Source organism: Streptomyces coryli, assembly GCF_011044975.1.
In the GTDB taxonomy this organism is placed as follows: domain Bacteria; phylum Actinomycetota; class Actinomycetes; order Streptomycetales; family Streptomycetaceae; genus Streptomyces; species Streptomyces coryli.
The window spans coordinates 1-26,321 of record NZ_JAAKZV010000104.1 but is presented as its reverse complement, the minus strand read 5'-3'; the positions used below and the strand labels follow the sequence as shown (position 1 = coordinate 26,321).

Here is a 26,321-nt window from a genome sequence, read left to right as displayed (position 1 = left end):
GCCTTGCACGGCTACGTGAAGGAGCCCCCGCCCGCCGGCCGGATCCGCTCCTCGTACGCCTCCGAGGGCGCCCGCACCCTCCGTATCGACGGCCCCGGCTGGTCCGTCGTCGCCCGCACCGACGACCTCGCCTTCCTGCTGCTCGACGACGAACCCGGCGAGATCTTCCCGGTCCGCCCGGGCCCGTCCCTCCCCGGCCTCCTCGCCGACCTGGACGAGATCGCCGCGAAACCCGCCTAGGCTGGGCCGAGCGGCGCCACCTCCGCGCGGGCAGGAGCACCTCCACCGGGTCGCCACCGGCGAGTTAGGGGTCTCGGCGCTGCTGGAGGAGGGCGCCGACGCCGAGCGCGCGCTGCGCGACGGGCTCGAAGGCCTCATGGTGGCGGCGCTCTCGGCCGGAGTGCCGCGCAGAGCCCTCTGGCACCCCTGGCAGCACCGGCTGCGGATGCCCGCCCGCGTCCGCCGCCTCCCTAGGCCACCTGCTCCAGCCACCGTCCGTACGCCGCCTCCGTGAACGGCGCATGGCCGGCCGCGACCTCCGACAGCAGCCAGCGCGCGGTCCGTTCGGCGGCGCCGACCACGTCCGGCGGGTAGCCGAACCGCACCTGGTGCTCGGCGAATTCGTCCTCGTCCAGCAGTACGGACCCGGGCTGCCCCCGCCGCCGTACCACGTCCAGATCCAGGTCCACCCACGTCACCTCCGCCGCCGACCGCCACTGCGCCGGAGTCGTCACATCGACATACACCTCGGTCGACTTCGGCGCGGCGTTGAAGGTCGCGGACCACCACGCCTCCGGGTCGTGCGGCACGAGATAGACGTACGCCCAGGGCAGCGGCTTCACCGGATCGTGGCCCTTGTTCAGCGGCGTATGCGCCGGGGCGCCGAGCCACACGCCGTGCTCGTCCTCGCCCAGCCGGCGCATGGTCACATTCCAGTGCAGCGAGCCGTCATATTTCCGGTACACCGCGCGCACCATCTCCGTCATGGCGGCGATCGTAGGTGATCGGCCCTCAGCCCGTCCGGGAGACCGCCGCCGCCATCCGGTCCACCGCTTCGGTGAGGATGTCCGGGTGGGTGGCGAAGTTCAGCCGGGCGTGGCCGGTGCCGCCTGTGCCGAAGTGGATGCCGTTCGACAGTGCCACCCGGCCGTGCTCCAGGAAGACCGCCGCCGGGTCGTCGCCGAGGTCCAGCGCGCGGCAGTCGAGCCATGCCAGGAACGTGCCGTCGGGGACCCGGTAGCCGACCTCCGGCAGCCGCTCCGCGAGCAGCGAAGCCAGCAGCCGGCGGTTCTCGTCGAGGCCGGCGAGCAGCGCGTCGAGCCAGTCGCCGCCGCTCCGGAAGGCCGCCGCGTGCGCGATCGTGCCGAGGTGGCTCGGCCCGTGGCTGACCTCCTCCGGGACCGCCGCCAGGTCCTCTGCCGCGTCCGCCCCGGCCACCGCCATCGCCGCCTTCAGCCCGGCGAGGTTCCACGCCTTCGACGCCGACAGCAGCGCGAAGCCGCGCTCCGCGCCCGGCACCGTCAGGTACGGGACGTGCCGGGCGCCCGCCGGTATCAGCGGCGCGTGGATCTCGTCGGCGATCACCCGCACGCCGTGCGTGGCGGCCAGCTCGGCGACCGCCGCCAGCTCGGCCGCCGTATGCACGGTGCCGGTGGGATTGTGCGGGCTGCACAGCAGGTACGCCGCCGGTCGGCCGGTCGCCCGCGCCTCCGCGAAGGCGCCGGCCAGCGCGTCGAGGTCGAGGCGGTACGTATCCGGGTCCAGCGGCGCCTCGACGACGCGGCGGTCGAGGTGCGTGGTGAAGGCGTAGAAGGGCGGATAGACCGGGCAGTTGACCACGACCGCGTCGCCGGGCCCGGTGACCACCTTCAGGAGCTCGACGATGCCCTGCATGACATCCGGCATCAGATACGTCTGCTCCGCCGGCACCCGCCAGTCCCACCGCCGCTTCGCGAAGTCGGCGAGGGCGGCGGCGTACGGCTCCGCCATGGAGTAGCCGGTGTCGCCGAGGTCGACCGCGGCGTGCAGCGCCCGCGCCACCGGCTCGGCGAGCGGGACATCCATCTCGGCGACCCACACCGGGAGCACGTCCGGGTCGTAGACGGTCCACTTGGCGCTGGTGCGGCGCCTCAGCTCGGGGAGGGTCAGGCGGCGCAGGGGGTTGGCGGACTGGGCGTCCGGCTGGGGTATCGCGGGATCCTCGGCCATGCCGTCATCGTAATCAGCGGGTCGCCGGCAGGCGCGTGAACTGGATCTCCAGGCCGTCCACCAGCGCCCGCAGTCCCGTCTCGAAGGCGCCCTCGTCGACCGACTCCTGGTGCTCCGCCAGCAGGTGCGCCTGGCCCAGGTGCGGGTAGTCGGCGGGGTCGTACGCCTCCGGGTCGTCGACGAAGCCGCCGGCGAAGGAGCCGAGGGCGGAGCCGGCCACGAAGTAGCGCATCAGGGCGCCGATCCGGGTGGCCTGGGCGGGCGGCCAGCCCGCCTTCACCATGCCGCCGAAGACGGCGTCGGCCATCTTCAGCCCGGCCGGGCGCCGGCCCGGGCCCTGGGCCAGGAACGGGACGATGTTCGGGTGCTCGGTGAGCGCCGCGCGATACGAGCGGCCCCAGGCGAGCAGCGCGTCCGGCCAGGCGGTGCCGTCGTCGAAAGCCGACAGGTCGACCTTCGCGATCACCATGTCGGCGGCCGCGGCGAGGATCTCGTCCTTGTTGCGGAAGTGGTTGTAGAGCGACGGGCCGCTCACCCCGAGCTCGGCCGCCAGCCTGCGGGTGGAGAGGGCAGCCAGGCCCTCCGCGTCCACGAGGGCGAGGGCGGCTGTGACGATGCGCTCACGGCTGAGCAAGGGCTTGCGGGGGCGGGCCATGACGCAGATAGTAGATCCCGCCCAGAAAACTAGCACTGCTAATTAACGGAGAGGTGCCTCGTGAACCTCGGGCTGACCGCAGAACAGGAAGCCGTCCGCGACCTCGCCAGGGACTTCACCGACCGCGAGATCCGTCCGCACGCGGCCGAGTGGGACCGCGCGGAGAGCGTCGACCGCGCCATCGTGAAGAAGCTCGGCTCCGTCGGCTTCCTGGGCCTGACGATCCCCGAGGAGTACGGCGGCTCCGGCGGCGACCACCTGTCGTACGTGCTGGTCACGGAGGAGCTGGGGCGCGGGGACTCGGCGGTGCGCGGGATCGTGTCCGTGTCGCTCGGCCTTGTCGGCAAGTCGATAGCCGCGTGGGGGAGCGAGGAGCAGAAGCGGCAGTGGCTGCCACGGCTGACCAGCGGCGAGGCGCTGGGCTGCTTCGGCCTTACGGAGCCGGGCACCGGCTCCGACGCCGCGAACCTCACCACCCGGGCGGTCCGGGACGGCGACGAGTGGGTGATCGACGGCGCCAAGATGTTCATCACGAACGGGACTTGGGCGGATGTCGTCCTGCTCTTCGCCCGTACGAGCGATGCGCCGGGCCACAAGGGCGTCAGCGCCTTCCTGGTGCCGACGGATGCCGCGGGCCTGACCCGCCGCGAGATCCACGGCAAGCTCGGGCTGCGCGGGCAGGCGACGGCGGAGCTGGTGCTCGAGGGCGTGCGGGTGCCGGACTCGGCGATGGTGGCGCCGGAGGGCAAGGGCTTCTCGGTCGCCATGTCGGCGCTGGCCAAGGGGCGGATGTCGGTCGCGGCGGGCTGCGTCGGCATCGCGCAGGCGGCGCTGGACGCGGCGGTCGGGTACGCGGGGGAGCGGGAGCAGTTCGGCGCCCCGATCGCCGGCAAGCAGCTGGTGCAGGAGCTGATCTCGGACATCGCGGTGGACGTGGACGCGGCGCGGCTGCTCACCTGGCGGGTGGCGGATCTGATCGACCGGGGGCTGCCGTTCGCGACCGAGTCGTCGAAGGCGAAGCTCTTCGCGAGCGAGGCGGCCGTGCGGTCGGCGAACAACGCGCTGCAGGTCTTCGGCGGTTATGGCTATATCGATGAATACCCGGTCGGCAAGCTGCTGCGCGACGCCCGCGTGATGACGCTCTACGAGGGCACCAGCCAGATCCACAAGCTGCTGATCGGGCGGGCGCTGACGGGGGTCAGCGCGTTCTGACTCAGCGCTGCGCGGTCCCGTGACCGAGGTAGGTCACCACGGGCTTGCCGTCCGGTACGGCGACCATGTCGACCAGCTCCGGCAGCTCCGCGTCCGTGATCTCGCCGCGGCGGCGGGCCCGGGTGGCGGTGACGAGGCTGCGCACCTGGCGGGGCTTGAAGGCGGTCACGTCGCCCGGCTCGATGCCGTGCCGTATGAGGGCAGCCGCCATCTCGGCCGGGGTGCGCAGCCGTTCAGCCGCGTACCGGCCGGGCGGCATGATGCGGGTGGAGCCGAGGCGCTGGAACGCGCCCAGGTAGAGCAGCCGGGCGACCGGCGTCCGGTTGACCGTGTCGTACGCGAGGACGCCGCCGGGGCGCAGCGCGCGGGCCGCTTCGGCGACGGCGCCGTCGAGGTCGGCGGTGACCTCGAAGGTGTCGGCGGCGTAGACGAGATCGAACTCCGCCGCCGGGACGCCGAGGTCTGTCGGTGGGGCGGTGCGGGTGTCGATGGCGGCGGCCAGGCCCGCGCTCTCGTGCGCCTCGCGGGCCATCGCGGTGGCGTCGGGAGACGGATCGACGGCGGTCACGACGAAGCCGAGCCGCGCCAGGCCCGCGGCGAGCGGCCCGCGGCCGCCGCCGATCACGAGGGCGTGGCCGCCGGCGGGCGTGATGCCGTGGCGGTCGAGCAGGCCGGTCACGTATTCCATGCGCACGCGCTGGAAGGTCACGGCGCGGATGTGGCGGCCGTCGACGGCGGTGGGGGAGTCGAGTGCGATGAGCGGGGTACTGGGCATGGCCACACGCTCCTATGGGTGAGGTTCCTTCAAGGAACCTAGCACGGTGGGTTCCCTCGGGGAACTCGGCTACTGTGGGGGCCATGACCAGGACCCCGCTCTCCGGCGTGGCGTGTTCCATCGCCCGCGCCACCGATCTGTTCGGCGACGCCTGGACCGCGCTGATCATGCGCGACGTGCTCGTGGGCGTCACCCGCTTCGACGACCTCGCCGAGGACCTCGGCATCTCCCGCAAGGTGCTCGCCGCCCGGCTGGCGCGGCTGGTCGCGGAGGGTGTCCTTGTCCGCGAGCGCTACCAGGAGCGGCCCGTTCGCGAGCACTATGTGGCGACGGAGAAGGGGCGGGAGTTGTACCCGGTGCTGCTCGCCCTCATGAACTGGGGCGACCGCTGGTACGCGGGCGAGTCCGGCCCGCCGGTACGGCTCCGCCACCTCGGCTGCGGCGAGTTGACCAGCGCCGTGTGTGCCTGTGCGACCTGCGGCGAGCCGCTGACGGCCGACGACACCCTCGAGTTGCCCGGACCCGGCGGTCGTACGGGGCCGGGGACGCAGGTGCTTGGGCGGCTGCTCAAGTCCCGGGCGCACGGCTGACGTTCGGCGCATTGACGCTGCAATAGTGACAGTGTCACGATTGCAGTATGGCTGGCATGTGGACCCTCGCCGAGCTCGCCGAGCGGGCAGCCGATGCGCTGCGCTCGGACGGGCGGGGGGCCGGCGTGGGCAGCGGCCGGGTGCGTGAGGTGCCCGGTGAGCGCGTCATCCGGTGGTACACGACCATCGGCCTGGTCGATCCACCGGCCGCCCGGCGTGGGCGGGTGGCGTTGTACGGGGAGCGGCATCTGCGCCAGCTCGTGGCGATCAAGCGGCTGCAGGCGCAGGGGCGTTCCATCGCGGAGATCCAGGCGCTGCTGGCCGGGGCCACCGACGACCGGCTCGCGGCCGTGGCGGGCGGGCAGGGAAGGGACCGGTTCTGGTCCGCCGCGCCGGTGGCCGATGCGGGCGACGCGTCCGACGGGGCCGACGCCTCCGGCGGGGCCGGCGCGGCCGATACGTCCGCCGCGACCGCGGCGACCGACGCGACCGCTGAGCCGCCCACCGACCCACCGCGCGCCGAACCGCCCACCGTCACACCCGCCGTGCGCCTGGCGCCCGGCGTCACGCTCGTACTGGACGACGCCGGCCGACCGCCGGCACCCGACGACCTGGCCGCGCTGGCCGACGCGGCGGCTCCGCTGCTCGCAGCGCTTCGCGCCCGCGGCCTCACCACGGCGCCCGCGGGGCGGGCCGCCGACTCCCAAGGGGGCGCACCATGACCGTTCCGATCACCCCGCTCAAGCAGGACGAATGCGCGCCGCTCGAGGACGCGGGACTCGGCGCGCTGCGCACCGACCGCGGCAACCTCCCGCTGGAGAGCGTCGACATCGCCGCCGACCTCGCCGGACTCGTCGCCGGCGTGACCGTCACCCAGGACTTCCGCAATCCGTACGACGTGCCGCTGGAAGCCACCTACATCTTCCCGCTCCCGGCCCGCGCCGCGGTCACCGCGTTCCGGATGGAGGCGGACGACCGCGTCATCGAGGGCCTGCTGAAGGAACGGGCCCAGGCCCGCGCCGACTACGACGAAGCCGTCGCCGAGGGCCGCAGGGCCGCGATAGCCGAGGAGGACCGGCCCGACGTCTTCACCATCCGGGTCGGCAACATCGTGCCCGGCGAACGCGTCCGCATCCGCCTCACCCTCAGCCAGCCGCTGCCGTACGAGGACGGCGCCGCCACCTTCCGCTTCCCCCTGGTCGTCGCGCCCCGCTACATCCCCGGCAGCCCGCTCGACGACGCCCCGGCGGGCTCCGGCACCGCCCCCGACACGGATGCCGTGCCCGACGCCTCCCGTATCACCCCGCCCGTGCTGCTGCCGGGCTTCCCGGATCCCGTACGCCTGTCGCTCGCCGTCAATGTCGACCCGGCCGGGCTTGACCTGCGCGAGCTGCGCTCCAGCCTGCACGTCGTCGAGACGGGCGAGCACGGGGTGCGGCTGCAGCCGGGAGAGCGGCTGGACCGGGACTTCATCCTGCGGCTGCGTTTCGCGGCGTCGAGTTCGCTGGTGCTGGCGCCGGACGACGGCGAGGGGCAGGCGGGCACGTTCGCGCTGACCGTGGTCGAGCCGGTGGGCGATGCCGTGAGCGCGCCGCCGCCCCGTGACGTCGTCCTCGTCCTGGACCGCTCGGGAAGCATGGGCGGCTGGAAGATGGTCGCGGCCCGCCGTGCGGCGGCCCGGATCGTCGACACCCTCGACGCCCGCGACCGCTTCGCGGTGCTGTCCTTCGACACCGTCGTGGAACGCCCCGAGGGCCTGCCCTCCGGCCTCGTCGAGGCCACCGACCGGCACCGCTACCGGGCGGTGGAACACCTCGCCCGGGTGGAGGCACGCGGCGGCACGAAGCTGCTCCAGCCGCTGCGCGAGGCGCAGGGACTGCTGGCGGACGAGACCAGGGAGCGGGTGCTGGTCCTGGTCACCGACGGCCAGGTGGGCAACGAGGACCAGATCCTCGGCGAGCTGACGGCGGGCCTCACCGGAGTGCGGGTGCACACGGTGGGCATCGACCGCGCGGTGAACGCGGGCTTCCTCGGACGGCTGGCCTCGCTCGGCGGCGGCCGCTGCGAACTCGTCGAGTCCGAGGACCGCCTGGACGAGGCGATGGAGCACATCCACCGCCGCATCGCCGCCCCGCTCGCCACGGATCTCGCGGTGGAGGCAACGGACTTGGAGCTGCTGCCGGACACGGTCACCCGCCCCGGCTCGCTCTTCCCCGGCGTCCCGCTGACGGTCCGCGGCCGCTACCGCGCGGCCGGGCCGAAGGCGGCGCTTGCCGTACGCGGCCTCGACGCGGCGGGCGAGCCGTGGCTGCGCACGGTCGGCGCGAGCACGGCGAAGAGCCCGGCGGTACGCGCCATCTGGGCCCGCGCGCACGTACGCGCCCTGGAGGACGCCTACGCCGCGGGCGACCGCTCGCTGGAGCAGCGGATCGTGGACACCTCGCTGCGCTACGGGGTGCTGTGCCGGTTCACCGCCTTCGTGGCGGCGGACTCGCGGGTGGTCGCCGAGGGCGGCCCCGGGCACCAGGTCGTACAGCCGGTGGAACTGCCGAGCGGGTGGGAGATGCCGGCGCCGTCGGCACCGGGGTACGGGGCGGCTCAGGCCGGGATGCCCAGGTCTGCGCCGGCGCACTTGAATCGGCGGTTGATGGCTGCCAGGCCGCAGCGAGCGAGCTTCGCCGCGCCGGCGTCGGCCGACTCCGCGCCGCCCGCGAGCCCCGCGGCCCCCGGGGCGCGTGAGTCTCAACTGACGTCGGGCCCGGCCGGCCCCGGAGCGGCGGCCGTCTATGTGCGCGCCTTGCTCCAAGAAGAACTGGCCCGGTTGCATGCGATCGCGGACCGCCCCGCGGCCGAGCGCCGCCGGCACCTGACCGACCTCGGCAGCCGGCTGGGCGGCCTGGCCGCGAACCTTCCCGAGCTGCTCCCCGTAGCGCATGAGCTGCTGCGGGCCGAAGCTCCGGACACGGACCTGGACGCACTGTGGCACCGGGTGATAGAGCTGCTGACCGAGCTCACGGGCGGCCGGGACAAGCCGGCCGCCCCCCGCCGATCCTTCTGGAAGCGCTCGTAGCGACACCGCACCGAGCCGGAGGCTAAGCGCTTGCTCACCTCGCGTTGTAGGGTGTGGGCTGCTGGGCCGAAGGATGATCGGGAGGGTGCGCGATGGGCGACGCCGTGGAGTCCGCCGGGTGGTCGGACGTGGAGCCGGATGCCGCGCGGCGGCTGCTCGAGGGCGCCGTCGAGGCATTCGCCGAGCGCGGGTATCACGCGACCACCACCCGGGACATCGCCGGGCGGGCCGGGATGAGCCCGGCCGCGCTCTACATCCACTACAAGACCAAGGAAGAGCTGCTCTACCGGATCAGCCGGTACGGGCACGAGCGCGCGCACGAGATCCTCGCCAGGGCGTCCGCGGCCGACGGGCCTCCGGCCGAGCGGCTGCGGCAGGCCGTGCACACCTTCTCGCGGTGGCACGCCGAGCACCACACCACCGCCCGGGTGGTGCAGTACGAGATCTCGTCGCTGAGCCCCGAGCACTACGAAGAGGTGCTCGACCTGCGCCGCAGCATCGACCGGCTGCTCCGCGGGATCATCGAGGACGGCGTCGCGGCCGGGGACTTCAGCGTCGACGACGTGCCCGGCACCGCGCTGGCCGTGCTGTCGCTGTGCGTGGACGTGGCCCGGTGGTTCAACGTCAACGGGCCGCGCACGCCCGACGAGGTCGGCGCGCTGTACGCCGACCTCGTCCGGAGGATGGTGGGGGCCTAGCCCCGGGCCGTCTACGCGCTACCGCCCCTCGATCAGCCGCATCGCCAGCTCCGGCGAGAACTGCCCCGCGTCCATGTCGGGCGCGATCCCGCACCGCCCGTCGGAGGCCCCGGGCGTCTTCACCCAGAGCAGCATCTCCGCGCCGCCGGGACCGCCGGTCTTCGCCGCCGGGCCGAGCTTGCGGCCGCCCGGGTTGCACCACTCGCGGTTGGAACCGTTGCCGTTGCGGCTGGTGTCGATGACGTACGGCTTGATGTAGTCCGCGTTCCGCCGCAGCTCGGTGTTGATCTCGCGGGCGAAGTCGCCGGACTCGCCGGTCTCGTAGTAGTTCGCGACGTTGATCGAGAAGCCGTGCGCGTTCCGCAGCCCGGCGGCGTCGAGCCGCTCGGCCATGTCCGGTGCCGGCTTCCAGTGGGCGGTGCCCGCGTCGAGGTAGGCCCAGGCGTTCGGGGCCTTCTCGCGCAGCTGCTCGGTGGCGTGCCGGATCAGGGCCGTACGCTCCCGCTGCTCGTCGGGGGACAGGCACTCGTCGAGCTGGGGGAGCGCGTCCGGCTCCACCACGACCAGCGCCGGGCGGTCGCCGATGCCGGCCGCGAAGTCCTCGATCCAGGAGCGGTACTCCGCCGCCGAGGTGGCGCCGCCACCCGAGTGGCCGCCGCAGTCCCGTCCGGGAACGTTGTACGCCACCAGCAGCGGCAGCTTGTTGTCCTTCGCCGCGGCGCCGGTGTGGTCGGCGACCGCGCCGCGCACATCGGCGTCCCAGGCGCCGAACCAGCGGCCCATGGGTTTCCCGGCGATGGCCCGCTGGATCTGTTTCGCGCGCGGATCACCGGCGTTGTCACGGGCCCACTCCGCCGGTGGCGAATGGGGGTCCACGTAGAAGCCGCGGGTCAGCTGCACCGGATCCGCGTCCGCGGCCGCCGCCGGTGGAGCGGCGGCCGGGAGCAGCAGTGCGGCCAGGGCGGCCATCGATGTCGTCAGGGCAGGGGGCAGCAACTGTCGTACACGCATGCGCAACCAGGAGCCGGCCCCCAGGGTCCGCCGGGTGCGGGGCCGTTCAGAAGTAGTAGCGGCTGACGGACTCCGCGACGCACACCGGCTTTTCGCCGCCCTCGCGCTCAATGGTGAAAGCAACGGTGAGCTGGGCGCCGCCGGTCACGTCGGCGATGTCGACGATACGGGCGGTGGCGCGCACCCGCGACCCGACGGGGACCGGGGCAGGGAAACGGACCTTGTTGGTGCCGTAGTTCACGCCCATCTTCACGCCCTCCACCGCCAGCAGTTGCGGGCCGAAGAGGGGGAGCAGGGAGAGGGTCAGATAGCCGTGCGCGATGGTGGTCCCGAAGGGGCCCGAGGCCGCCTTCTCCGGGTCCACGTGGATCCACTGGTGGTCGCCGGTGGCCTCGGCGAACAGGTCGATGCGCTTCTGGTCGACCTCCAGCCAGTCGGAGTACCCGAGCTGCTCGCCGGCGGCGGCCTTCAGCTCCTCGATCGACTTGAAGATGCGCGGCTCTGCCATGTCCGTTTCCTCCGGCCCTCGTACGTACGCTCTAAGCGACTGCTTAGCATGCTCGCCTTCGCGGGGGCCGCCTGTCAACGGCCCGCGCGCCCGGTCAGCGCCCCGCGCGCCCCGCCGCCAGCACCAGCCGGGCCAGCTCCTTGTGGCAGATGTCGCTGTGTGCCCCGACCGGGCCGCCGCCGCGCTTGACCACCGCGGCCGCGTTCACGCTGACGCAGCCCTTGGCGGGGAGGGCGTCCTCGGCGAGGGCCTCCTTCAGGGTGAGGTTCTTGCAGCCGGTGACCGCCTTGATGCCGGCGAAGCCGATCGCGCCCCAGCGGTCGGCGCCGGGCAGCAGGCTCTGGTCGTCGCGGGCCATCCGGGCGGCCAGCGGGTAGAAGGTGCGCAGCGCGCCGTCGTGTTCGGAGTAGCAGGAGACGACGGGGCCCGCGACCCGGCGCTGCATGCCGTTGAGGGCGCCGGACTGGCCCTTGTCGTGCGGGAGTTTCGGGGCGAAGGCGTAGTGCGAGAAGGCGCCCTGGAGCAGGGTGACCGAGCCGACCTGGCCGGCGGTGGCGGGCAGTGCGCGCAGCGCGTACGAGACCAGGCGGGCGCCGAAGCTGTGGCCGATCAGGTGCTGGCGGGCGTCGGGCGCCGCCTTCGCGATACGGATCAGGGCGGGGCCGAGGCCGCGCTGGCCAATGGTCCCCGCGCGGCGCTTCATCGCGTAGTACGTGGCCTGGCGGAGGAGCTCGCGGCCGCCGTCCCACAGCGCCGCCGGGCGCTGCGGGTCGGGCGCGGCCTGGTCCAGCGCCGCCGCGAACTCCGCGAAGACCGCCTCGGCGTCGGCGTCGCTGTCCGCGGCGAGCGCCAGTGGGACCGCCGCCGCGGCGGGCTCGTCCGCCATGTCGGGGGCGATGTCGCGGGTCGGGTTGTTGGGGTCGAGCTCCAGCAGCCGGCGCAGCAGCCGCAGGAACTCCGCGTACCGCTCGGGTTCGCCCTCGGGGCGCTCGGTGAGCAGCTCGGAGATCCGGGCCACGGTGTGGACGCGGCCGGGGAACTGCGCGCCCAGCACCCGCCGGGTGGTCTCGTCGAGCCCCGGGTCGGGCGCGCGGCCGGGCCGCCCCGGTGGCGCGGCGGCCGCCGGGAAGTCCGGGATCGGTTCGTCCGTGAAGCGCATGGCCGGCCACAGCACGCCCACGTACCCGAGCTTCTGGCCCGGCTCGGCGAGCCCGGGGAACGGGGCGAAGAAGCGGCTGTAGAGGCGGGTGGCGATGGACCGGTCGTTGTTCCAGCCGTGCGAGAAGAACAGCAGGTCCGTCACGCCTTCGGCGGCCGCCTGCCGCTCGATGCGGCTGCGCTGCCCGGCGTTCACGTCGCCTTCGGCGTCAAAGGTCAGCTCCCAGTACGGGCTCACGCTCATCTCAGGCATGTCTGCCAGCGTGGCAAGCTCGCCGCGGTACGAGAAGAGGCCGAGCGGCTCCTGGCCTGTTCCGGCTCCCGCAGCCCCCTTCCGCAGCACATACCGACCGGTTAGTCTGCCGAGCTATGGACTCATTCCGGGACGCTGCAGTGGTGGTCACAGGTGCTGGAGGCGGCATCGGCGCCGCGCTGGCCAGGCGGTTCGCGGCCGCCGGGGCGACGGTCGCGGTGAACGATCTGGACGAGGGCAAGGCGAAGGCGGTCGCCGCCGAGGTGGGCGGCGTGGCCGTGCCCGGCGACGCGAGCGCCGTCGTGCCCGCCGCCCGCGAGGCGCTCGGCGGGCGGATCGACGTCTTCTGCGCCAACGCGGGCATCGGCACCGGCGGCGGCCCCGACGCCCCTGAGGAGGACTGGGCGAGAGCCTGGGACGTGAACGTGATGGCGCACGTCCGCGCCGCGCGCGAGCTGCTGCCCGAGTGGCTGGAGCGCGGCAGCGGCCGCTTCATCGCCACCGTCTCCGCGGCCGGCCTGCTCACGATGCTCGGCTCGGCCCCGTACAGCGTCACCAAGCACGCCGCGTACGCGCACGCCGAATGGCTCGCCGCCACCTACGCGCACCGCGGCATCAAGGTGCACGCCGTCTGCCCGCAGGGCGTGCGCACCGACATGCTCCGCGACACCGGCTCGGCCGGCGACCTGCTGCTGCGACCGGGCGCGATCGAGCCGTCCGCCGTCGCCGACGCCGTCTTCACCGCCGTCGCCGAAGACCGCTTCCTGGTGCTGCCACACCCGGAGGCAGGCGAGTACTACGCCGCCCGCGCCGCCGAACCCGACCGCTGGCTCGGCGGCATGAACCGCCTGCAGCGCGAACTGGAAGCCCGTAGCGAGTGAAGGGACCGCAATGACGCGCTCCGTATACGAATCGATGCCCTGGCTTGCTCAGTTGACCGAGGCGCAGAAGGCGCCTATTGAGCCGGCCGAGACCGTGCTGCATGCTTTCCGGGCGGCGGCTGCGGCGGCGCCCGAGCGCACCGCCTTCGCGTATTTCGACGGGCGGATCTCGTATCGCGAGGCGGATGAGCTCTCCGACTCCGTCGCCGGATATCTCGCCGCGCAGGGCTTCGAGCGCGGTGACCGGCTGGCGCTGATGCTGCAGAACACGCCGCACTTCGTGGTGGCGCTGCTCGCTGCCTGGAAGGCGGGCGGCACGGTGGTGCCGGTCAACCCGATGTACAAGTCGGGGGAGTTGGCGCATCTGCTGGAGGACGGCGGCGTGAAGGCCGTCGTGTGCTCCGACCGCGCCTGGGAGGGTGTGCTGCGGGGCGCGGCGGAGGGTACGTCCGTCAGCATCGCGATCACCGCGTGCGAGCTGGAGCTGCAGAGCCGCAATGACGAGCGGGTGCTGAGCTTCGAGCGGCTGCCGCAGGCCGCCGATGCCGTCGATCTGCTGGAGGTGGCGCGGGCCGGACACCCGGCCCCGGCCGGGCGTGAGCTGACCGGCGACGACGTGGCGCTGATCAGCTACACCTCGGGCACCTCGGGCCGCCCCAAGGGCGCGATGAACACCCACGCCAACATCACCTACAACGCCGAGCGTCAGGCCACCGGCCTCGGCATCCCCGAGGGCGGGACCTACTTCGCGCTCGCCCCGCTCTTCCACATCACCGGCATGGTCGTCCAGCTGGCCGGCTGCTTCGCCAACTCCGGCACCCTGGCGCTCGCCTACCGCTTCGACCCGGGCGTCGTCCTCGACGCCTTCGCCGAGCACCGGCCGCACTTCACCGTCGGCCCGTCCACGGCGTTCATGGCGCTGGCCGCCCACCCGGCGGTCAGCCGCGAGCACTTCACCTCGTTCACGTACATCTCCTCGGGCGGCGCCCCGCTGCCGCCCGCGCTGGTGGACGGCATCGAGGAGCGCCTCGGCGTCTACATCCACAACGGCTACGGCCTCACCGAATGCGCCGCCCCCTGCACCAGCGTGCCGCCGGAGCGCCGCGCCCCGGTGGACAAGGTCTCGGGCACGCTGTCGGTGGGCGTCCCCGGGCCGCAGACGGTGGTACGGATCCTGGACGACGCCGGCGCGGAGGTGCCGCTCGGCGAGACCGGCGAGATCGCCGTCCGCGGCCCGCAGGTCTCGCCCGGCTACCTCGGCCGGCCCGACGCCACCGCCGAGGGCATGCCGGACGGCGAACTGCGCACCGGCGACATCGGCTTCATGGACGAGGGCGGCTGGCTCTACGTCGTCGACCGCAAGAAGGACATGATCAACGCCGCCGGCTTCAAGGTCTGGCCGCGCGAGGTCGAGGACGTCCTGTACACGCATGACGCGGTGCGCGAGGCGGCGGTCGTCGGGGTGGCGGACGCGTATCGCGGCGAGACGGTCAAGGCCTACGTGAGCCTGCTGCCGGGGGCCGAGGTGGCGCCGGACGAGCTGGCGGGATACTGCAAGGACCGGCTTGCGGCGTACAAATACCCTCGCGAGGTGGAGATACTTCCCGACCTGCCGAAGACGGCGACGGGCAAGATCCTGAGGCGCGAGTTGCGCTCCAGGTCCTGAGCGAGGAAAGGTTACGGCCATGGCCAGAACGACGCAGGCGCCGGGCGAGACCGCGCCGGTGCCCCAGCGGCTCCTCGCCGCCGCCACCCGGCTCTTCGCCGAGCAGGGCTTCGACCGTACCTCGGTGCAGGAGATCGTCGAGGCGGCGGGCGTGACCAAGGGCGCTCTCTACCACTACTTCGGCTCCAAGGACGACCTGCTGCACGAGATCTACGCGCGGCTGCTGCGGGTCCAGCAGGAGCACCTCGACGCCTTCGCGGAGTCGAGCGCGCCGGTGGAGGAGCGGCTGCGGGAGGCGGCGGCGGACGTCGTGGTCACCTCGATCGAGAACACCGACGACGCGACGATCTTCTTCCGCTCGATGCACATGCTGGCGCCCGAGAAGCAGAAGCAGGTACGGGCGGACCGCCGCCGCTACCACGAGCGCTTCCGCGCGCTGATCGAGGAGGGCCAGGCGTCGGGCGTCTTCAGCGCAGCGACGCCGCCGGACCTGGTCGTGGACTACCACTTCGGCGCGATCCACCACCTGAGCAGCTGGTACAAGCCGGACGGTCCGATGTCGCCGCAGGAGATCGCGGACCATCTGGCCGATCTGCTGATGCGGGCGCTGCGGCCGTAGCGCCGCCGAGTTCGCGCCTGCGGCGCGGTTTCCGCGCTTCGCGCGGAAGTCCTCAAGCGCCGGACGGGCTGACACAAGACCGGGGCCGGGCCCCGGTCTTGAGCGGCGGCTACGCGTACTGCTTCAGCTCCCTGCGCGCCAGCGAGCGCTGGTGGACCTCGTCCGGGCCGTCCGCCAGGCGGAGGGCCCGGGCTGCCGCCCACAGTTCCGCCAGCGGGTAGTCCTGGCTGACGCCGCCTGCGCCGTGGAGCTGGATCGCGCTGTCGACGATCTCCAGGACCGCGCGCGGCGTCGCGATCTTGATGGCCTGGATCTCCGTGTGCGCTCCGCGGTTACCCACCGTGTCCATCAGCCACGCGGTCTTGAGTACCAGCAGCCGCAGCTGCTCCACCTGGACCCGGGCATCCGCGATCCACTGCTGCACCACGCCCTGCTGGGCGAGCGGCTTGCCGAAGGCCGTACGGCCCATCGCGCGGCGGCACATCAGCTCGATCGCGCGCTCCGCCATGCCGATCAGCCGCATGCAGTGGTGGATGCGGCCGGGGCCGAGGCGGGCCTGGGCGATGGCGAAGCCGCCGCCGACCTCGCCGACGATGTTCGAGGCCGGGACCCGGGCACCGTCGAAGACGACCTCCGCGTGGCCGCCCTCGGACTCGTCCACGAAGCCGAAGACCTGCATGGGGCGGCGGACTTCGACGCCGGGCGTATCGCGGGGGACCAGGATCATCGACTGCTGGCGGCGGATGTCCTCGCCGTGCGGGTCGGTCTTGCCCATGACGATGAAGATCTTGCAGTCCGGGTTCATCGCGCCGGAGATGTAGAACTTCTTGCCGGTGATGACGTAGTCGTCGCCGTCCCGCTCGATCAGGGTGCCGATGTTGGTCGCGTCCGAGGACGCCACCTCAGGCTCCGTCATCGCGAAGGCCGAGCGGATCTCGCCCGCCAGCAGCGGCTCCAGCCACTGCTTCTTCTGCTCCTCGGTGGCGAACTGAGTCAGCAGCTCCATGTTCCCGGTGTCCGGCGCGGCGCAGTTGAGGGCGGCGGGGCCGAGGTGCGGGCTGCGGCCGGTGATCTCGGCGAGGGGCGCGTACTGGAGGTTCGTCAGCCCGGCGCCGTAACGCTCGTCGGGGAGGAAGAGATTCCACAGGCCCTGCTTGCGGGCCTCCTCCTGGAGCTCGGCCAGGATCGGGGTCTTCTTCCACGGGTCGGCGGCCTCGGCGCGCTGCCGTACGGCGGTCTCCTCGTTCGGGTAGACGTGCTCGTCCATGAAGGCGAGCAGCTGCTTGCGCAGCTCCTCGGTGCGGGCGTCGTAGGCGAAGTCCATGGCTGATCAGCCCTCCTGGAGGATGGTGAGGCCGTTCTCGATGATCGGCGGGACCAGGTCGCCGAACCGGTCGAAGCCGGTGCCGACGGTCTGGCCGAGCGTGTAGCGGTAGTGGATGCCCTCCGCGATCACGGCGAGCTTGAAGTGGGCGAAGGCGATGTACCAGGCGATCGAGGAGACGTCGCGGCCGGAGCCGGCCGCGTAGCGCTCGATCAGCTCGGCGGTGTCGGGGTGCCCGGGGGCGCCGCCGGTGGCGCCGATCGCGCCCTCGGCGCCCGGGGTGCGGGAGCTGTACATGACCAGCAGCCCGACGTCGGTGAGCGGGTCGCCGAGCGTCGACATCTCCCAGTCGAGGATCGCCTTGACCTGGTCGTCCGCGCCGACCAGGGCGTTGTCGAGCTTGTAGTCGCCGTGGATGACGGTGGGCGCGGGGGCCGCGGGCAGCGTCGCGGCGAGGCGGTCGTGCAGCTCGTCGATGCCGGGCAGGTCGCGGCTGCGGGAGGCCGCCAGCTGCTTGGCCCAGCGGCGCAGCTGCCGCTCCAGATAGCCCTCGGGGCGCCCGAAGTCGGCGAGGCCGACCGCGGCCGGGTCGACGGCGTGCAGCTCGACGAGGGTGTCGATGAGGTTCAGCACCACCGAGCGGGTGCGCTCCGGGCCGATCGCCGCCAGCTCGGCCACGGCGCGGTACGGGGTGCCCTCGACGAACTCCATCACGTAGAACGGGGCGCCCAGCACCTCCTCGCCCTCCTGGCCCTCGCACAGCAGCACCGTCTCCGGCACCGGCACCGGGGTCGGGTGCAGCGCGGAGATCACCCGGTGCTCGCGGCGCATGTCATGCGCGGTGGCGAGCACGTGGCCGAGCGGCGGGCGGCGGACCACCCAGCGGCCGCTGCCGTCGGTGACCTCGTACGTGAGATTCGAGCGGCCGCCCTCGATGAGCCGGGCGCGCAGCGGTCCTGAGACCAGTCCGGGACGGGTCCGGTCCAGGTGGCGCCGCAGCGCCTCGGGATCGAGTCCCGGCGGCGGGAGCTCGTCGCTCATGCACTTCCCCCTCGGTTCTGTTTGGGTGAGACCATGATGCCGACCGGTCGGTATGTCGTCCAGAGGGCCAGGTCGTGTATCTGATCACGAACGGGATTCGGCTAGGCGTGGCAGGTCGGCATCGTGCCGCCATTGAGCTCCGCCATGTCGCCGAAGACCTGCAGCGGGTCCAGTGGGACGCCTGGTGGGCGGCCCTGGAGCTCGGCGTACGCGCGGTGCAGGTTCGGCGCCAGCCGCTCGGGCTCCCGCAGCGCCGCGAATTCGCCGAGATCCGCCGTCCGCGCCACCTCCAGCGGGGTGCGCCCGGCTGCGTAACCCTCCTGGGCCAGGTCGGCGACGAAGCGCAGATAGCGCTCCGTGGCATCGAAGACACCCGGGTCGGTCACCGAGCCGTGCCCGGCCACCACCGTGCGCGCGCCCAGCGAGCGCAGCAGGTCGAGCGCGGCCAGCGAGCCGGTCAGCGAGCCCATCGGGATGAACGGCGAGCCGCCGTGGAAGGCCAGGTCGCCGGTGAAGACCACCCGCTGCTGCGGCAGCCAGACGATCGTGTCGCCGGTCGTGTGCGCGACGCCGGGGTGGATCAGCTGCACCTCGGTGTCGCCGACGTGCAGCGTGAGGGTGTCGTCGTAGGTGAGATTCGGCGGATTTACGGTGATCTCGCCGAAGTCGTTGTCCGGCCACAGCAGATGCAGCTGCTTGCCGTTGGCCGCGACCTCGGCGCGGCAGTTCCGGTGGCCGATGACCGCGGCCGCCGGGGCGAAGACGCTGTTGCCGTACGTGTGGTCGCCGTGGTGGTGGGTGTTGACCACCATGGTGGGCTGCGGGGCGCCGCTGGCGAGCACGGTGTCGCGGAGCTTCAGCGCCCGGGACTCGGTGGCGGCGGTGTCGACCAGGAGCGTGGTGGTGCCGTCGCTGACGAAGCCGGCGTTGCTGAGGCACCAGCCGCCGTCGGGCTGCACATAGGCGTGCACGCCCGGGGCCAGCTGCAGCGGGTACGGGGCCCGTATCGCGTCCAGGGAGCGCTGCACCACGCCCTCCGGGGGGCCGGCGACGGAGATCGTGGCGCCGTTCTCGTCCGCGGTCAGCGGCTCCAGGGCGTCGAACTGTGAGCGCAGCAGGCCCTTCGGCATGAAGTGGTCCCTGCGCTCCTCGAGCCGCTCGCCGATGAGTTCGGGCGAGCCGTCGAGGTGCAGGAAGAACAGGCCGTCCACGGCGCCGGCGAGGCGGTCCCGGTAGCGGCGCTTGAGCGCGGAGCAGGAGATGATGCCGCCGCTCGCCGTCCGCCCGGCCAGCCAGGACGCTATGGCGTCCAGCCACGGCAGCCGGTCGTCGTCATTGAGCGGGGTGCCGCCGGACATCTTCTCGATGTTGGACGGCGGGTGGAAGTCATCGCCTTCCGCGAAGGGCAGCCCGATCCGCTCGGAAAGCGCCTCGCCCACCGTCGACTTGCCGGAACCCGTGACTCCCATGACGACAACCAGCGGGGCGTGCGCAGCCATTGGCAGGACTCCTGGTGAGGGACGGGAGCAGCTGTCCGGCCGAACATAGCTCAACGGGCCGTCACAAAACCATTACAGCGCCGAACAAGGCCAGCGCCGCCACGCACGCCGCGGCGCCCACCGCGACCCGCACGTCCTGTACCTCGGGGGCCGGCCGGTCCACCGCCCGGATCCGCCGCTGCGCCACCGCCAGGAACGCCACCAGCGCGAGCAGCCCCAGCGCGGCCCCGACGGCGGCGGCCGCCGACCCCTCCTGATGCAGCGCAAGACGTACGGCCAGCACCGCGACGATCGCGAAGGAGAGCGTCGTCCGCCGCCACGCCAGCCGGGTCCGCTCGGGCTGGGCGCCGGGGTCGCGTACCGGAGCGTCGGGCTCGGTCGGCGGCGGTGGCACCGTCACCGGCCCGCACCGCCCAGCACCACGGCGCCGAGGATCAGCACCGCCGCCACCACCGTGGCGACGGCGAGCGTCGCCGGGAAGCGGGACGGCGGCAGGTCCTCGCCGCGTCGCATGGCGCGCTCGCAGCGGATCCAGTGGTTCACGGCCCGGACCGCGCACAGCGCCCCGCCCGCGAGCAGCAGCACCGCGATGGCGGTACGGATCGGGCGGTCCAGGTCGGTCAGGAACTGATCCGCCGCGAGGCCGCCCGCGACCAGGGCCAGCGCCGTGCGGATCCAGGCGAGGAAGGTGCGCTCGTTGGCGAGGGAGAAGCGGTAATCGGGGGTGCTGCCCTCCGAGCGCAGCCGCTCGGGGGCGAACCACAGGCGGAACGTGGAGGGTCGTTGCTGATCGGCCACGGCTGCGACTCTATGCCGTGCGATGCGCGAGTAGCCGCTGATAGGCCTCCAGACCGTCGGGTGTCCACTGCCACTCCGTCAGCTTCCCGGCGAGCTCGGCCTCCGGCAGGAAGGTGTGCCAGGCGACCTCTTCCGCCTGCGGGTTCACCTCGTACGGGCAGCGCACCTCGTAGATCGCCGACCACCAGGTGTACTCGGGCGACTCGTACAGGAACTTGAACAGCGGGCGCGGCGCGGGCAGCCCGGACACGCCGAGCTCTTCCTCCGCCTCGCGCAGCGCGGCCTCGTCCCACGACTCGCCGGCGCCGACGACGCCGCCGACGAACATGTCGTAGTGGGACGGGAAGATCAGCTTCTGTGCGGTGCGGCGGTGCACGAAGATCCGGTCCTCCGGGTCGCGCGCCAGCACGAAGGTGCTGCGGTGGCGCAGCCGGCGCGCGTACGCCTCGGCGCGCCGGGCCTGGCCGACCACCCGGTCCTGCTCATCCACGATGTCCAGCAGCTCGTCCGCGGACAGCGCTGCCGTCGCGTCGCTCTCGTCGCTCATGTGCCCCATCCAATCCCGCCGTCCCGAAGCGGCACCAGGGGTGCTGGCAGAATGGACGAAATGTGGCGCATTGTCTTCTTGGGTTGGGTACGTCTAGCGCTCGGCGTGCTGGGCGCGGTGGCGTTGGGCTACCAGGCGCACCGGTCGGCGGGCAATGGCATGCTCGACTACTGGTTCAGCTACTTCACCGTGCTGAGCAACATCATGGGCGTGGTCGTGCTGCTCCTCATGGGCGCCGCCACGCTGCGCGGCTCCCGGGGCGTACCCGATATGGTCCGCGGCGCCGTAGTGCTCTATCTGGCCGTCACCGGGCTGATCTACCAGGTGCTGCTGTCGAACCTGCCGGAGGCCGAACTGGCCATTCCCTGGGTCAATCACATCCAGCACCAGCTGCTCCCCGTCGCCGTGGTCGCCTACTGGTTCGCGGACCCGCCGAAGCAGCGCCTCAAGGTTGGCCACGCATTGCTGTGGCTGGTCTTCCCGCTCGCCTTCCTCGCGTATTCGCTGATCCGCGGTCCGCTGGTGGGGGACTGGTATCCGTATCCCTTCCTCGACCCGGGCAAGTCCGGGGGCTACGGCGGGGTCGCCGGGCGGTGTCTCGGGATCACCGCGGCCTTCGTCGCGGTGCTGTGGCTGCTGGTCCGGCTCGGGAACCTGCGGCACGACAGGTTGACGGCTTCCCGTAAGCTCCCGAAGATCTAACCGACTGGTCGGTAGCAGGCGAGCGAGGGGCGGGAGACCCGTGGCGACGTACGACGCTGACGTGATCGTGATCGGAGCCGGCCTCGCCGGGCTGGCCGCCACCGCGGAGCTGGCGGAGGCGGGACGCAAGGTCATCCTGCTGGATCAGGAGCCGGAGCAGGCCATCGGCGGGCAGGCGCACTGGTCGTTCGGCGGGCTCTTCTTCGTCGACTCGCCCGAGCAGCGGCGGATGCGGGTGAAGGACAACCGCGCGCTGGCGCTGCAGGACTGGATGGGCAGCGCCGGCTTCGACCGCCCGGAGGACCACTGGCCGCGCAAGTGGGCTGAGGCGTATGTCGACTTCGCGGCGGGCGAGAAGCGGTCGTGGCTGCATGCGATGGGCATGCGCTGGTTCCCCGTCGTGGGGTGGGCCGAGCGCGGCGGCTACGACGCGCAGGGGCACGGCAATTCGGTGCCCCGCTTCCACATCACCTGGGGGACAGGCCCCGGCGTGGTCGCGCCCTTCGAGCGCCGGGTGCGCGAGGGTGTCGCCGCCGGCCGCGTCGAGCTGCGCTTCCGGCACCGGGTGACGGACCTGGGGCGTACGGACGGCGCCGTGGACACCGTGCGCGGCGAGGTGCTGGCGGCCGACAGCGTGGAGCGCGGCAAGGCCAGCAGCCGCGAGGTGACCGGCGACTTCGAGCTGCGCGCGCAGGCGGTGATCGTCACCTCCGGCGGCATCGGCGGCAACCACGACCTCGTACGCAAGAACTGGCCGGAGCGGCTCGGCAAGGCCCCGCAGACCATGGTCGCGGGCGTCCCCGCGCACGTCGACGGGCTGATGCTCGACGTCGCCGAGGGCGCGGGTGCCCGGCTGATCAACCGTGACCGGATGTGGCACTACACCGAGGGCCTGCAGAACTGGAACCCGATCTGGGACAACCACGGCATCCGGATCCTGCCCGGGCCCTCTTCGCTCTGGCTGGACGCGACCGGCAAGCGGCTGCCCGCCCCGCTCTGGCCCGGCTTCGACACTCTCGGGACGCTCGAGCACATCATGCGGAGCGGGCACGAATACACCTGGTTCGTGCTCAACAAGCGCATCATCGGCAAGGAGTTCGCGCTCTCGGGCTCCGAGCAGAACCCGGACCTGACCGGGAAGTCGGTGCGGGACGTGGTGGAGCGGGCCAGGCTCGATGTGCCGGGCCCGGTGCAGTCGTTCATGGACCACGGCGCGGACTTCATCGTGGAACAGGACCTGGGCGCACTGGCCCGGCGCATGAACGAGCTCACCGGCGACAAGCTCATCGACGAGGCCGAGCTGCGCCGCACGATCGTCGAGCGCGACCGGGAGACGGTGAACCCGTTCACCAAGGACCTCCAGGTCATGGCGATCCACGGAGCCCGCAAGTATCTCGGCGACAAGCTGATCCGCACCGTCACCCCGCACCCGATCCTGGACCCGAAGGCGGGCCCGCTGATCGCCGTCCGCCTCAACATCCTCACCCGCAAGTCACTCGGCGGCCTGGAGACGGACCTCGCGGCGCGGGTGCTGTCGGAGGGCGGCGAGCCGCTGCCCGGCGTGTACGCGGCGGGGGAGGCGGCTGGCTTCGGCGGTGGTGGGGTGCACGGGTACCGGTCGCTGGAGGGCACGTTCCTGGGCGGCTGCATATTCTCGGGCCGCACCGCGGGGCGATCGGCGGCAAAGGCGGTCGGCTGACCGCTAGCGGAGTTCGTCGGGGAAGAGACCCATCCAGTACTCGTCGTACCACTCGCCGTCGCGGCGCAGGACCTTGCGGAGGCGGCCCTCCTCGATGAAGCCGACCTTTTCGTAGACGCGGCGGGCGGCGTGGTTCTCGGTGACGACCGTCAGCGAGATCTTGTGCAGGCGCATCTTGTCGAAGCCGTAGCGGCAGATGGTGCGCATCGCGTCGGTGGCGTAGCCGCCGCCCCAGTAGGACTTCTCACCGATGTAGATGTCGAGGTTGGCGCAGCCGGTCTCCGGCTCGGCGTCGCGGAGCTGGACGACGCCGATCAGGGTGTCGTCCTTCTGCGCCACGACGCCGTAGACGAGCTGCCCGTAGCGGTTCTTGTCCTCGAGGCTCTTGCGGGTGGCGGCCAGCGGCTCGGCGTAGCCGTCGAACATCCAGCGCATGACCTCGGGGTCATGATTCCAGCGGTGCAGCGCCTCGGCATCGTCCGGCTCGAGGGCGCGCAGGCGTATGAGTTCTCCGATCACGCGGCATTGCTAGCACGGCACCCGCGCCCCCTGCACCTCATATAGCGCCCCCGGCACGGGTATTGCCCGCGTCGCAGAAGCCGATCTATGTTGCTCGACGGACATCCCACCTCCAACGTCCCACCTATCCCGGAGAGTTCATGAAGCGACCCGCGTTCCTCGCCGCCTCGGCCGCGCTTGCCCTCGGTGCCATCGCCGTCGAGGGCACCGCCGCCTCCGCCGCCTCGGAAGGAAGGGCCGTGCCCGACTCCGCCGCCTGCACCTCGTCCGTTCCGTTCACCTCCGGTACGGGGGGATACGACACGTATCGCATCCCGGCCGTGGTCAAGACCCCCAAGGGCACCGTCGTGGCCTTCGCCGAGTGGCGGGTCGGCGTGGCGGGGGACACCGGGAACATCGATGTCGTCGCCCGCCGGTCCACCGACGGCGGCTGCAGCTGGGGGCCGCTGACCGTGGTCGCCGCGGGCGAGGGCGACACCCGGGGCAATCCCGCGCCCGTCATCGACCCGAAGACCGGGCGTCTGGTGCTCGTCACCTCGTACAACAGCGGGGACGTCACCGAGGACCAGATCATGCGCGGCGAGGCGACGGCGGCGCAGAGCCGCCGGGTGTTCGTGCAGTCGAGCGGCGACGACGGGCGGAGCTTCGGCGCGCTGCGGGAGATCACCGCGGACGTCAAGGCGCCGAACTGGCGCTGGTACGCCACCGGGCCCGGGCACGCCATCGCGCTCACCCGCGGCCCGCACGCCGGGCGGCTCGTCGTGCCCGCGAACCACTCGATCGCGCCGCCGGCCGGGTCCGCCGACACCGGCGAGGAGGACAAGTACTACGGCGGGCACGCGATCTACAGCGACGACGGCGGCCGCAGCTGGGAGACCGGCTTCGTCGACGACAGCTACGACGGCCTGGTGAACGGCAACGAGACGACCGCGGCCGAACTGCCCGACGGGCGGCTGTACTTCAACACCCGCGACCACAACGGCACCGACGCCGGCAACCGCGCCGACAGCTACTCCAGCGACGGCGCCGCGACCCTGGACCGCCCGTACGCCATCCAGCACTCGCTCGACGAGGTCCCGGTCGTCCAGGCCAGCGTGCTGCAGCCGCGCGGCCGGAAGGCGCCGCTGCTCTTCGCCGGGCCTTCCAACCCCACCGCCCGCGAGAAGATGGCGGTGTGGCGGAGTGATGATGGCGGCGCCACCTTTACGAAGGTCACGACGCTGTCGCAGCAGCGGGCCGCGTATTCGGATCTGGTGCAGACCGGCGGGAATACGGTCGGGCTGCTGTACGAGACCGGGGTTGCCGGGACGTACGAGACGATCGAATTCCGGCGGCTGCAGCTGGACGCGCTCTGACCGCCGGCGCAGGGCTCGCTCGGCTCAGGCGCCTCTGACCCGCCGCACCGCCCGTCGGTACGCGAACTGCCCGTACGCGCGCCAGGCGAGGCGGGCGGGCGGCGGGACGTTCGGCCAGATCCAGGCGCGCTCCTCGGCGCTCGCGTCCTCGAGGAGTGCGCCGAGGGCGTGCAGCAGCTTGTGCTTCGGGGTGGTCTCGACGGCGTGGTCGTTGAGCGCCTGCCACTCGGCGATCGTCACGTGCTGCTCGACCAGCGGCAGCACCTGCCGCTCCTCGTCGTCGAAGTGCTCGGTGAGGGCGGCCTCGTGCTCGTCGAGTACGTCGGCCAGGTGGTCGCGGGTGTCCGGGAGCGCGGCCGCCTCCCAGCCGTCCATCATGGCGGTGGCGCGCTCCAGGGTGTCGGCGACCACCTGGTGCTGCTCCTCCATGCGCAGCACCAGCTCCGCCTCCAGGTCGACGCGGGCGAGCAGCTTCGGCCAGAGCAGGTCGTCCTCGCCGGTGTGATGGTGGTGCAGCTGGTCGCGGTTGTCGCGCCAGGCGGCGGCGATCACCTTGGCGCGCTTGGTGTCGCCGGGCGCCACGGCCCGTACGAGCCCGGGGAAGAGGCGGGCCTCGCGGCGGAACATGCGGTGGACGACGACCATCTCGTGGGTGTCGGGGCGGCCGGTCTGCGCGGACTGCGTCTGGGGATCCATGGGGCTTGATGTTCCGGGCCTGGTCAGGAACCGGCTTGGAGCCCGCTTGGAGCGGGTCATAGGCTGCCGCTTGTGGTGGGGATTCAGGTGCTCGGACCGCTGGCGGCCGAGGTCGGGGACGCATCGGCCGACCTGGGCGGCCCGCGCCAGCGTGCGGTCCTCGCGCTGCTGCTCACGGCGCGCGGCGAGACGCTGTCCGCGGACCGCATGATCGAGGACCTGTGGGGGAACGCGGCGCCGCCGCGGGCGCTGGCTTCCCTCCAGGCATACGTATCCAATCTGCGCCGCGCCCTGGAGCCGGGCCGCTCGCCGCGCACGCCGGCGCGGCTGCTGGTGAGCGCTCCGCCCGGGTATGCGCTGCGGCTCGCCGAGGACGCGGTGGACGCGTGGCGCTTCGAGGCGTCGGTGCGTCGCGCGGATGCGCGGCTGGCGGCTGACCCGGCGGCGGCGCGTACCGGTTTGGACGAGGCGCTGGCGTGGTGGCGCGGCGAGGCGTACGCGGAATTCGCCGACGCCTCGTGGGCGGCGACGGAGACGACGCGCCTGGCCGAACTCCGGCTCACGGCACGCGAACTGCAGGCGTCGGCGACGCTGCGCCTCGGCCATGCGGCCGAGGCCTCGCTGGCAGCGGAGACCCTGACCAGGGACCAGCCGCTGCGAGAGGAGGGCTGGCGCCTGCTGGCGCTGTCCCTGTGGGCGGCCGACCGGCGGGCGGAAGCCTTGGCGGCCCTGCGCCGCGCGGCCGAGGTCCTGGCGGACGAGCTGGGGCTTGATCCGGGGCCGGGGCTGCGGGAGCTGGAGTCGGCGATCCTGCAGGGGCGGGACGAGGTGCTGGGG

At 72.6% G+C, this 26,321-nt stretch carries 27 protein-coding genes and 1 pseudogene; 13 read left to right on the top strand and 15 right to left on the bottom strand.

Annotation, left to right across the window (positions count from 1 at the left end):
• Positions 1-240 (top strand): annotated as a pseudogene (locus tag G5C51_RS22470) (hypothetical protein); the annotation flags it as partial.
• A gap of 230 nt (positions 241-470) precedes the next feature.
• Here the strand turns inward: G5C51_RS22470 and G5C51_RS22465 are convergent.
• From G5C51_RS22465 to G5C51_RS22455, 3 genes are read right to left on the bottom strand one after another with little or no spacing between them, the layout of a single operon-like run.
• Positions 471-986: a DUF402 domain-containing protein gene (locus G5C51_RS22465; protein ID WP_165239963.1), complete on the bottom strand. Its 516-nt coding sequence runs from the start codon at positions 984-986 to the stop codon at positions 471-473.
• Between the two features lie 25 nt (positions 987-1,011).
• Positions 1,012-2,208 (bottom strand): MalY/PatB family protein, encoded by a 1,197-nt coding sequence (locus G5C51_RS22460; RefSeq protein WP_165239962.1) that lies wholly within the window; start codon positions 2,206-2,208, stop codon positions 1,012-1,014.
• Positions 2,209-2,221: 13 nt separating this feature from the next.
• Positions 2,222-2,863, bottom strand: coding sequence for a TetR/AcrR family transcriptional regulator (locus G5C51_RS22455; RefSeq protein ID WP_165239961.1), 642 nt, complete (start codon positions 2,861-2,863; stop codon positions 2,222-2,224).
• Between the two features lie 60 nt (positions 2,864-2,923).
• On the opposite strand from G5C51_RS22455, the gene G5C51_RS22450 reads away from it, so the two are divergent.
• Positions 2,924-4,075 carry an acyl-CoA dehydrogenase family protein gene (locus tag G5C51_RS22450; RefSeq protein ID WP_165239960.1) on the top strand — a complete coding sequence of 384 codons (1,152 nt, stop codon included), beginning with the start codon at positions 2,924-2,926 and terminating at the stop codon, positions 4,073-4,075.
• Position 4,076: 1 nt separating this feature from the next.
• On the opposite strand, the gene G5C51_RS22445 is transcribed toward G5C51_RS22450, so the two are convergent.
• On the bottom strand, positions 4,077-4,850 hold the full coding sequence (locus G5C51_RS22445) for a class I SAM-dependent methyltransferase (protein ID WP_165239959.1): 774 nt from the start codon (positions 4,848-4,850) through the stop codon (positions 4,077-4,079).
• A gap of 83 nt (positions 4,851-4,933) precedes the next feature.
• On the opposite strand from G5C51_RS22445, the gene G5C51_RS22440 reads away from it, so the two are divergent.
• From G5C51_RS22440 to G5C51_RS22425, 4 genes are all read left to right on the top strand, one after another.
• Positions 4,934-5,440: a winged helix-turn-helix transcriptional regulator gene (locus G5C51_RS22440; RefSeq protein ID WP_165239958.1), complete on the top strand. Its 507-nt coding sequence runs from the start codon at positions 4,934-4,936 to the stop codon at positions 5,438-5,440.
• A 47-nt stretch (positions 5,441-5,487) separates the two neighbouring features.
• On the top strand, positions 5,488-6,162 hold the full coding sequence (locus G5C51_RS22435; RefSeq protein ID WP_206314193.1) for a helix-turn-helix domain-containing protein: 675 nt from the start codon (positions 5,488-5,490) through the stop codon (positions 6,160-6,162).
• Positions 6,159-8,510, top strand: a complete 2,352-nt coding sequence (locus G5C51_RS22430; RefSeq protein WP_165239957.1) for a VIT domain-containing protein — start codon at positions 6,159-6,161, stop codon at positions 8,508-8,510. The genes G5C51_RS22435 and G5C51_RS22430 overlap by 4 nt, the downstream gene beginning before the upstream one ends.
• A 92-nt stretch (positions 8,511-8,602) precedes the next feature.
• Positions 8,603-9,208 carry a TetR/AcrR family transcriptional regulator gene (locus G5C51_RS22425; RefSeq protein WP_165239956.1) on the top strand — a complete coding sequence of 202 codons (606 nt, stop codon included), beginning with the start codon at positions 8,603-8,605 and terminating at the stop codon, positions 9,206-9,208.
• Between the two features lie 18 nt (positions 9,209-9,226).
• Here G5C51_RS22425 and G5C51_RS22420 read toward each other — a convergent pair whose 3' ends face one another.
• The 3 genes from G5C51_RS22420 to G5C51_RS22410 all read right to left on the bottom strand — a co-directional run bounded on the left by G5C51_RS22420 (position 9,227) and on the right by G5C51_RS22410 (position 12,129).
• Entirely contained in the window at positions 9,227-10,219 is a 993-nt protein-coding gene (locus G5C51_RS22420) for a glycoside hydrolase family 6 protein (RefSeq protein ID WP_165239955.1), read from the bottom strand.
• Between the two features lie 46 nt (positions 10,220-10,265).
• Positions 10,266-10,727: a MaoC family dehydratase gene (locus G5C51_RS22415; RefSeq protein ID WP_165239954.1), complete on the bottom strand. Its 462-nt coding sequence runs from the start codon at positions 10,725-10,727 to the stop codon at positions 10,266-10,268.
• 94 nt (positions 10,728-10,821) lie between these two features.
• Entirely contained in the window at positions 10,822-12,129 is a 1,308-nt protein-coding gene (locus G5C51_RS22410; protein ID WP_206314199.1) for a serine-threonine protein kinase, read from the bottom strand.
• A 125-nt stretch (positions 12,130-12,254) separates the two neighbouring features.
• Between G5C51_RS22410 and G5C51_RS22405 the strand changes: the two genes are divergently transcribed.
• From G5C51_RS22405 to G5C51_RS22395, 3 genes are read left to right on the top strand one after another with little or no spacing between them, the layout of a single operon-like run.
• Positions 12,255-13,019 (top strand): SDR family oxidoreductase, encoded by a 765-nt coding sequence (locus tag G5C51_RS22405; protein WP_165239953.1) that lies wholly within the window; start codon positions 12,255-12,257, stop codon positions 13,017-13,019.
• Between the two features lie 10 nt (positions 13,020-13,029).
• Complete coding sequence (locus G5C51_RS22400; RefSeq protein WP_165239952.1) at positions 13,030-14,685, top strand: AMP-binding protein; 1,656 nt, start codon at positions 13,030-13,032, stop codon at positions 14,683-14,685.
• A gap of 19 nt (positions 14,686-14,704) precedes the next feature.
• Positions 14,705-15,304 (top strand): TetR/AcrR family transcriptional regulator, encoded by a 600-nt coding sequence (locus G5C51_RS22395; protein WP_165239951.1) that lies wholly within the window; start codon positions 14,705-14,707, stop codon positions 15,302-15,304.
• 109 nt (positions 15,305-15,413) lie between these two features.
• Here the strand turns inward: G5C51_RS22395 and G5C51_RS22390 are convergent, their stop codons facing one another.
• From G5C51_RS22390 to G5C51_RS22365, 6 genes are all read right to left on the bottom strand, one after another.
• Entirely contained in the window at positions 15,414-16,628 is a 1,215-nt protein-coding gene (locus tag G5C51_RS22390; RefSeq protein ID WP_165239950.1) for an acyl-CoA dehydrogenase family protein, read from the bottom strand.
• A 6-nt stretch (positions 16,629-16,634) separates the two neighbouring features.
• A complete protein-coding gene (locus tag G5C51_RS22385) occupies positions 16,635-17,669 on the bottom strand; it encodes a phosphotransferase family protein (RefSeq protein ID WP_165239949.1) in 1,035 nt (344 codons plus the stop codon).
• A gap of 101 nt (positions 17,670-17,770) precedes the next feature.
• Positions 17,771-19,138, bottom strand: a complete 1,368-nt coding sequence (locus tag G5C51_RS22380; protein ID WP_420824841.1) for a gluconokinase, GntK/IdnK-type — start codon at positions 19,136-19,138, stop codon at positions 17,771-17,773.
• 91 nt (positions 19,139-19,229) lie between these two features.
• Positions 19,230-19,568 carry a DUF202 domain-containing protein gene (locus G5C51_RS22375; RefSeq protein WP_338118259.1) on the bottom strand — a complete coding sequence of 113 codons (339 nt, stop codon included), beginning with the start codon at positions 19,566-19,568 and terminating at the stop codon, positions 19,230-19,232.
• Positions 19,565-19,966, bottom strand: coding sequence for a DUF202 domain-containing protein (locus G5C51_RS22370; protein WP_165239947.1), 402 nt, complete (start codon positions 19,964-19,966; stop codon positions 19,565-19,567). Before G5C51_RS22370 ends, G5C51_RS22375 begins: the two co-directional genes overlap by 4 nt.
• Before the next feature lie 10 nt (positions 19,967-19,976).
• Positions 19,977-20,513, bottom strand: a complete 537-nt coding sequence (locus G5C51_RS22365) for an NUDIX domain-containing protein (RefSeq protein WP_165239946.1) — start codon at positions 20,511-20,513, stop codon at positions 19,977-19,979.
• 60 nt (positions 20,514-20,573) lie between these two features.
• Between G5C51_RS22365 and G5C51_RS22360 the strand changes: the two genes are divergently transcribed.
• Together G5C51_RS22360 and G5C51_RS22355 are read left to right on the top strand one after the other, a co-directional pair.
• Entirely contained in the window at positions 20,574-21,215 is a 642-nt protein-coding gene (locus G5C51_RS22360) for a Pr6Pr family membrane protein (protein WP_165239945.1), read from the top strand.
• Positions 21,216-21,255: 40 nt separating this feature from the next.
• A complete protein-coding gene (locus tag G5C51_RS22355; protein WP_165239944.1) occupies positions 21,256-22,914 on the top strand; it encodes an FAD-binding dehydrogenase in 1,659 nt (552 codons plus the stop codon).
• Positions 22,915-22,917: 3 nt separating this feature from the next.
• Here the strand turns inward: G5C51_RS22355 and G5C51_RS22350 are convergent, their stop codons facing one another.
• Positions 22,918-23,433, bottom strand: coding sequence for a GNAT family N-acetyltransferase (locus G5C51_RS22350; protein ID WP_165239943.1), 516 nt, complete (start codon positions 23,431-23,433; stop codon positions 22,918-22,920).
• A 140-nt stretch (positions 23,434-23,573) separates the two neighbouring features.
• On the opposite strand from G5C51_RS22350, the gene G5C51_RS22345 reads away from it, so the two are divergent.
• Positions 23,574-24,788, top strand: coding sequence for a sialidase family protein (locus tag G5C51_RS22345; RefSeq protein ID WP_165239942.1), 1,215 nt, complete (start codon positions 23,574-23,576; stop codon positions 24,786-24,788).
• Positions 24,789-24,812: 24 nt separating this feature from the next.
• Here G5C51_RS22345 and G5C51_RS22340 read toward each other — a convergent pair whose 3' ends face one another.
• Positions 24,813-25,484: a hemerythrin domain-containing protein gene (locus tag G5C51_RS22340; RefSeq protein ID WP_165239941.1), complete on the bottom strand. Its 672-nt coding sequence runs from the start codon at positions 25,482-25,484 to the stop codon at positions 24,813-24,815.
• A gap of 72 nt (positions 25,485-25,556) precedes the next feature.
• On the opposite strand from G5C51_RS22340, the gene G5C51_RS22335 reads away from it, so the two are divergent.
• Positions 25,557-26,321: AfsR/SARP family transcriptional regulator (locus G5C51_RS22335; RefSeq protein ID WP_338118258.1), on the top strand; the 765-nt coding region annotated here is incomplete at its 3' end.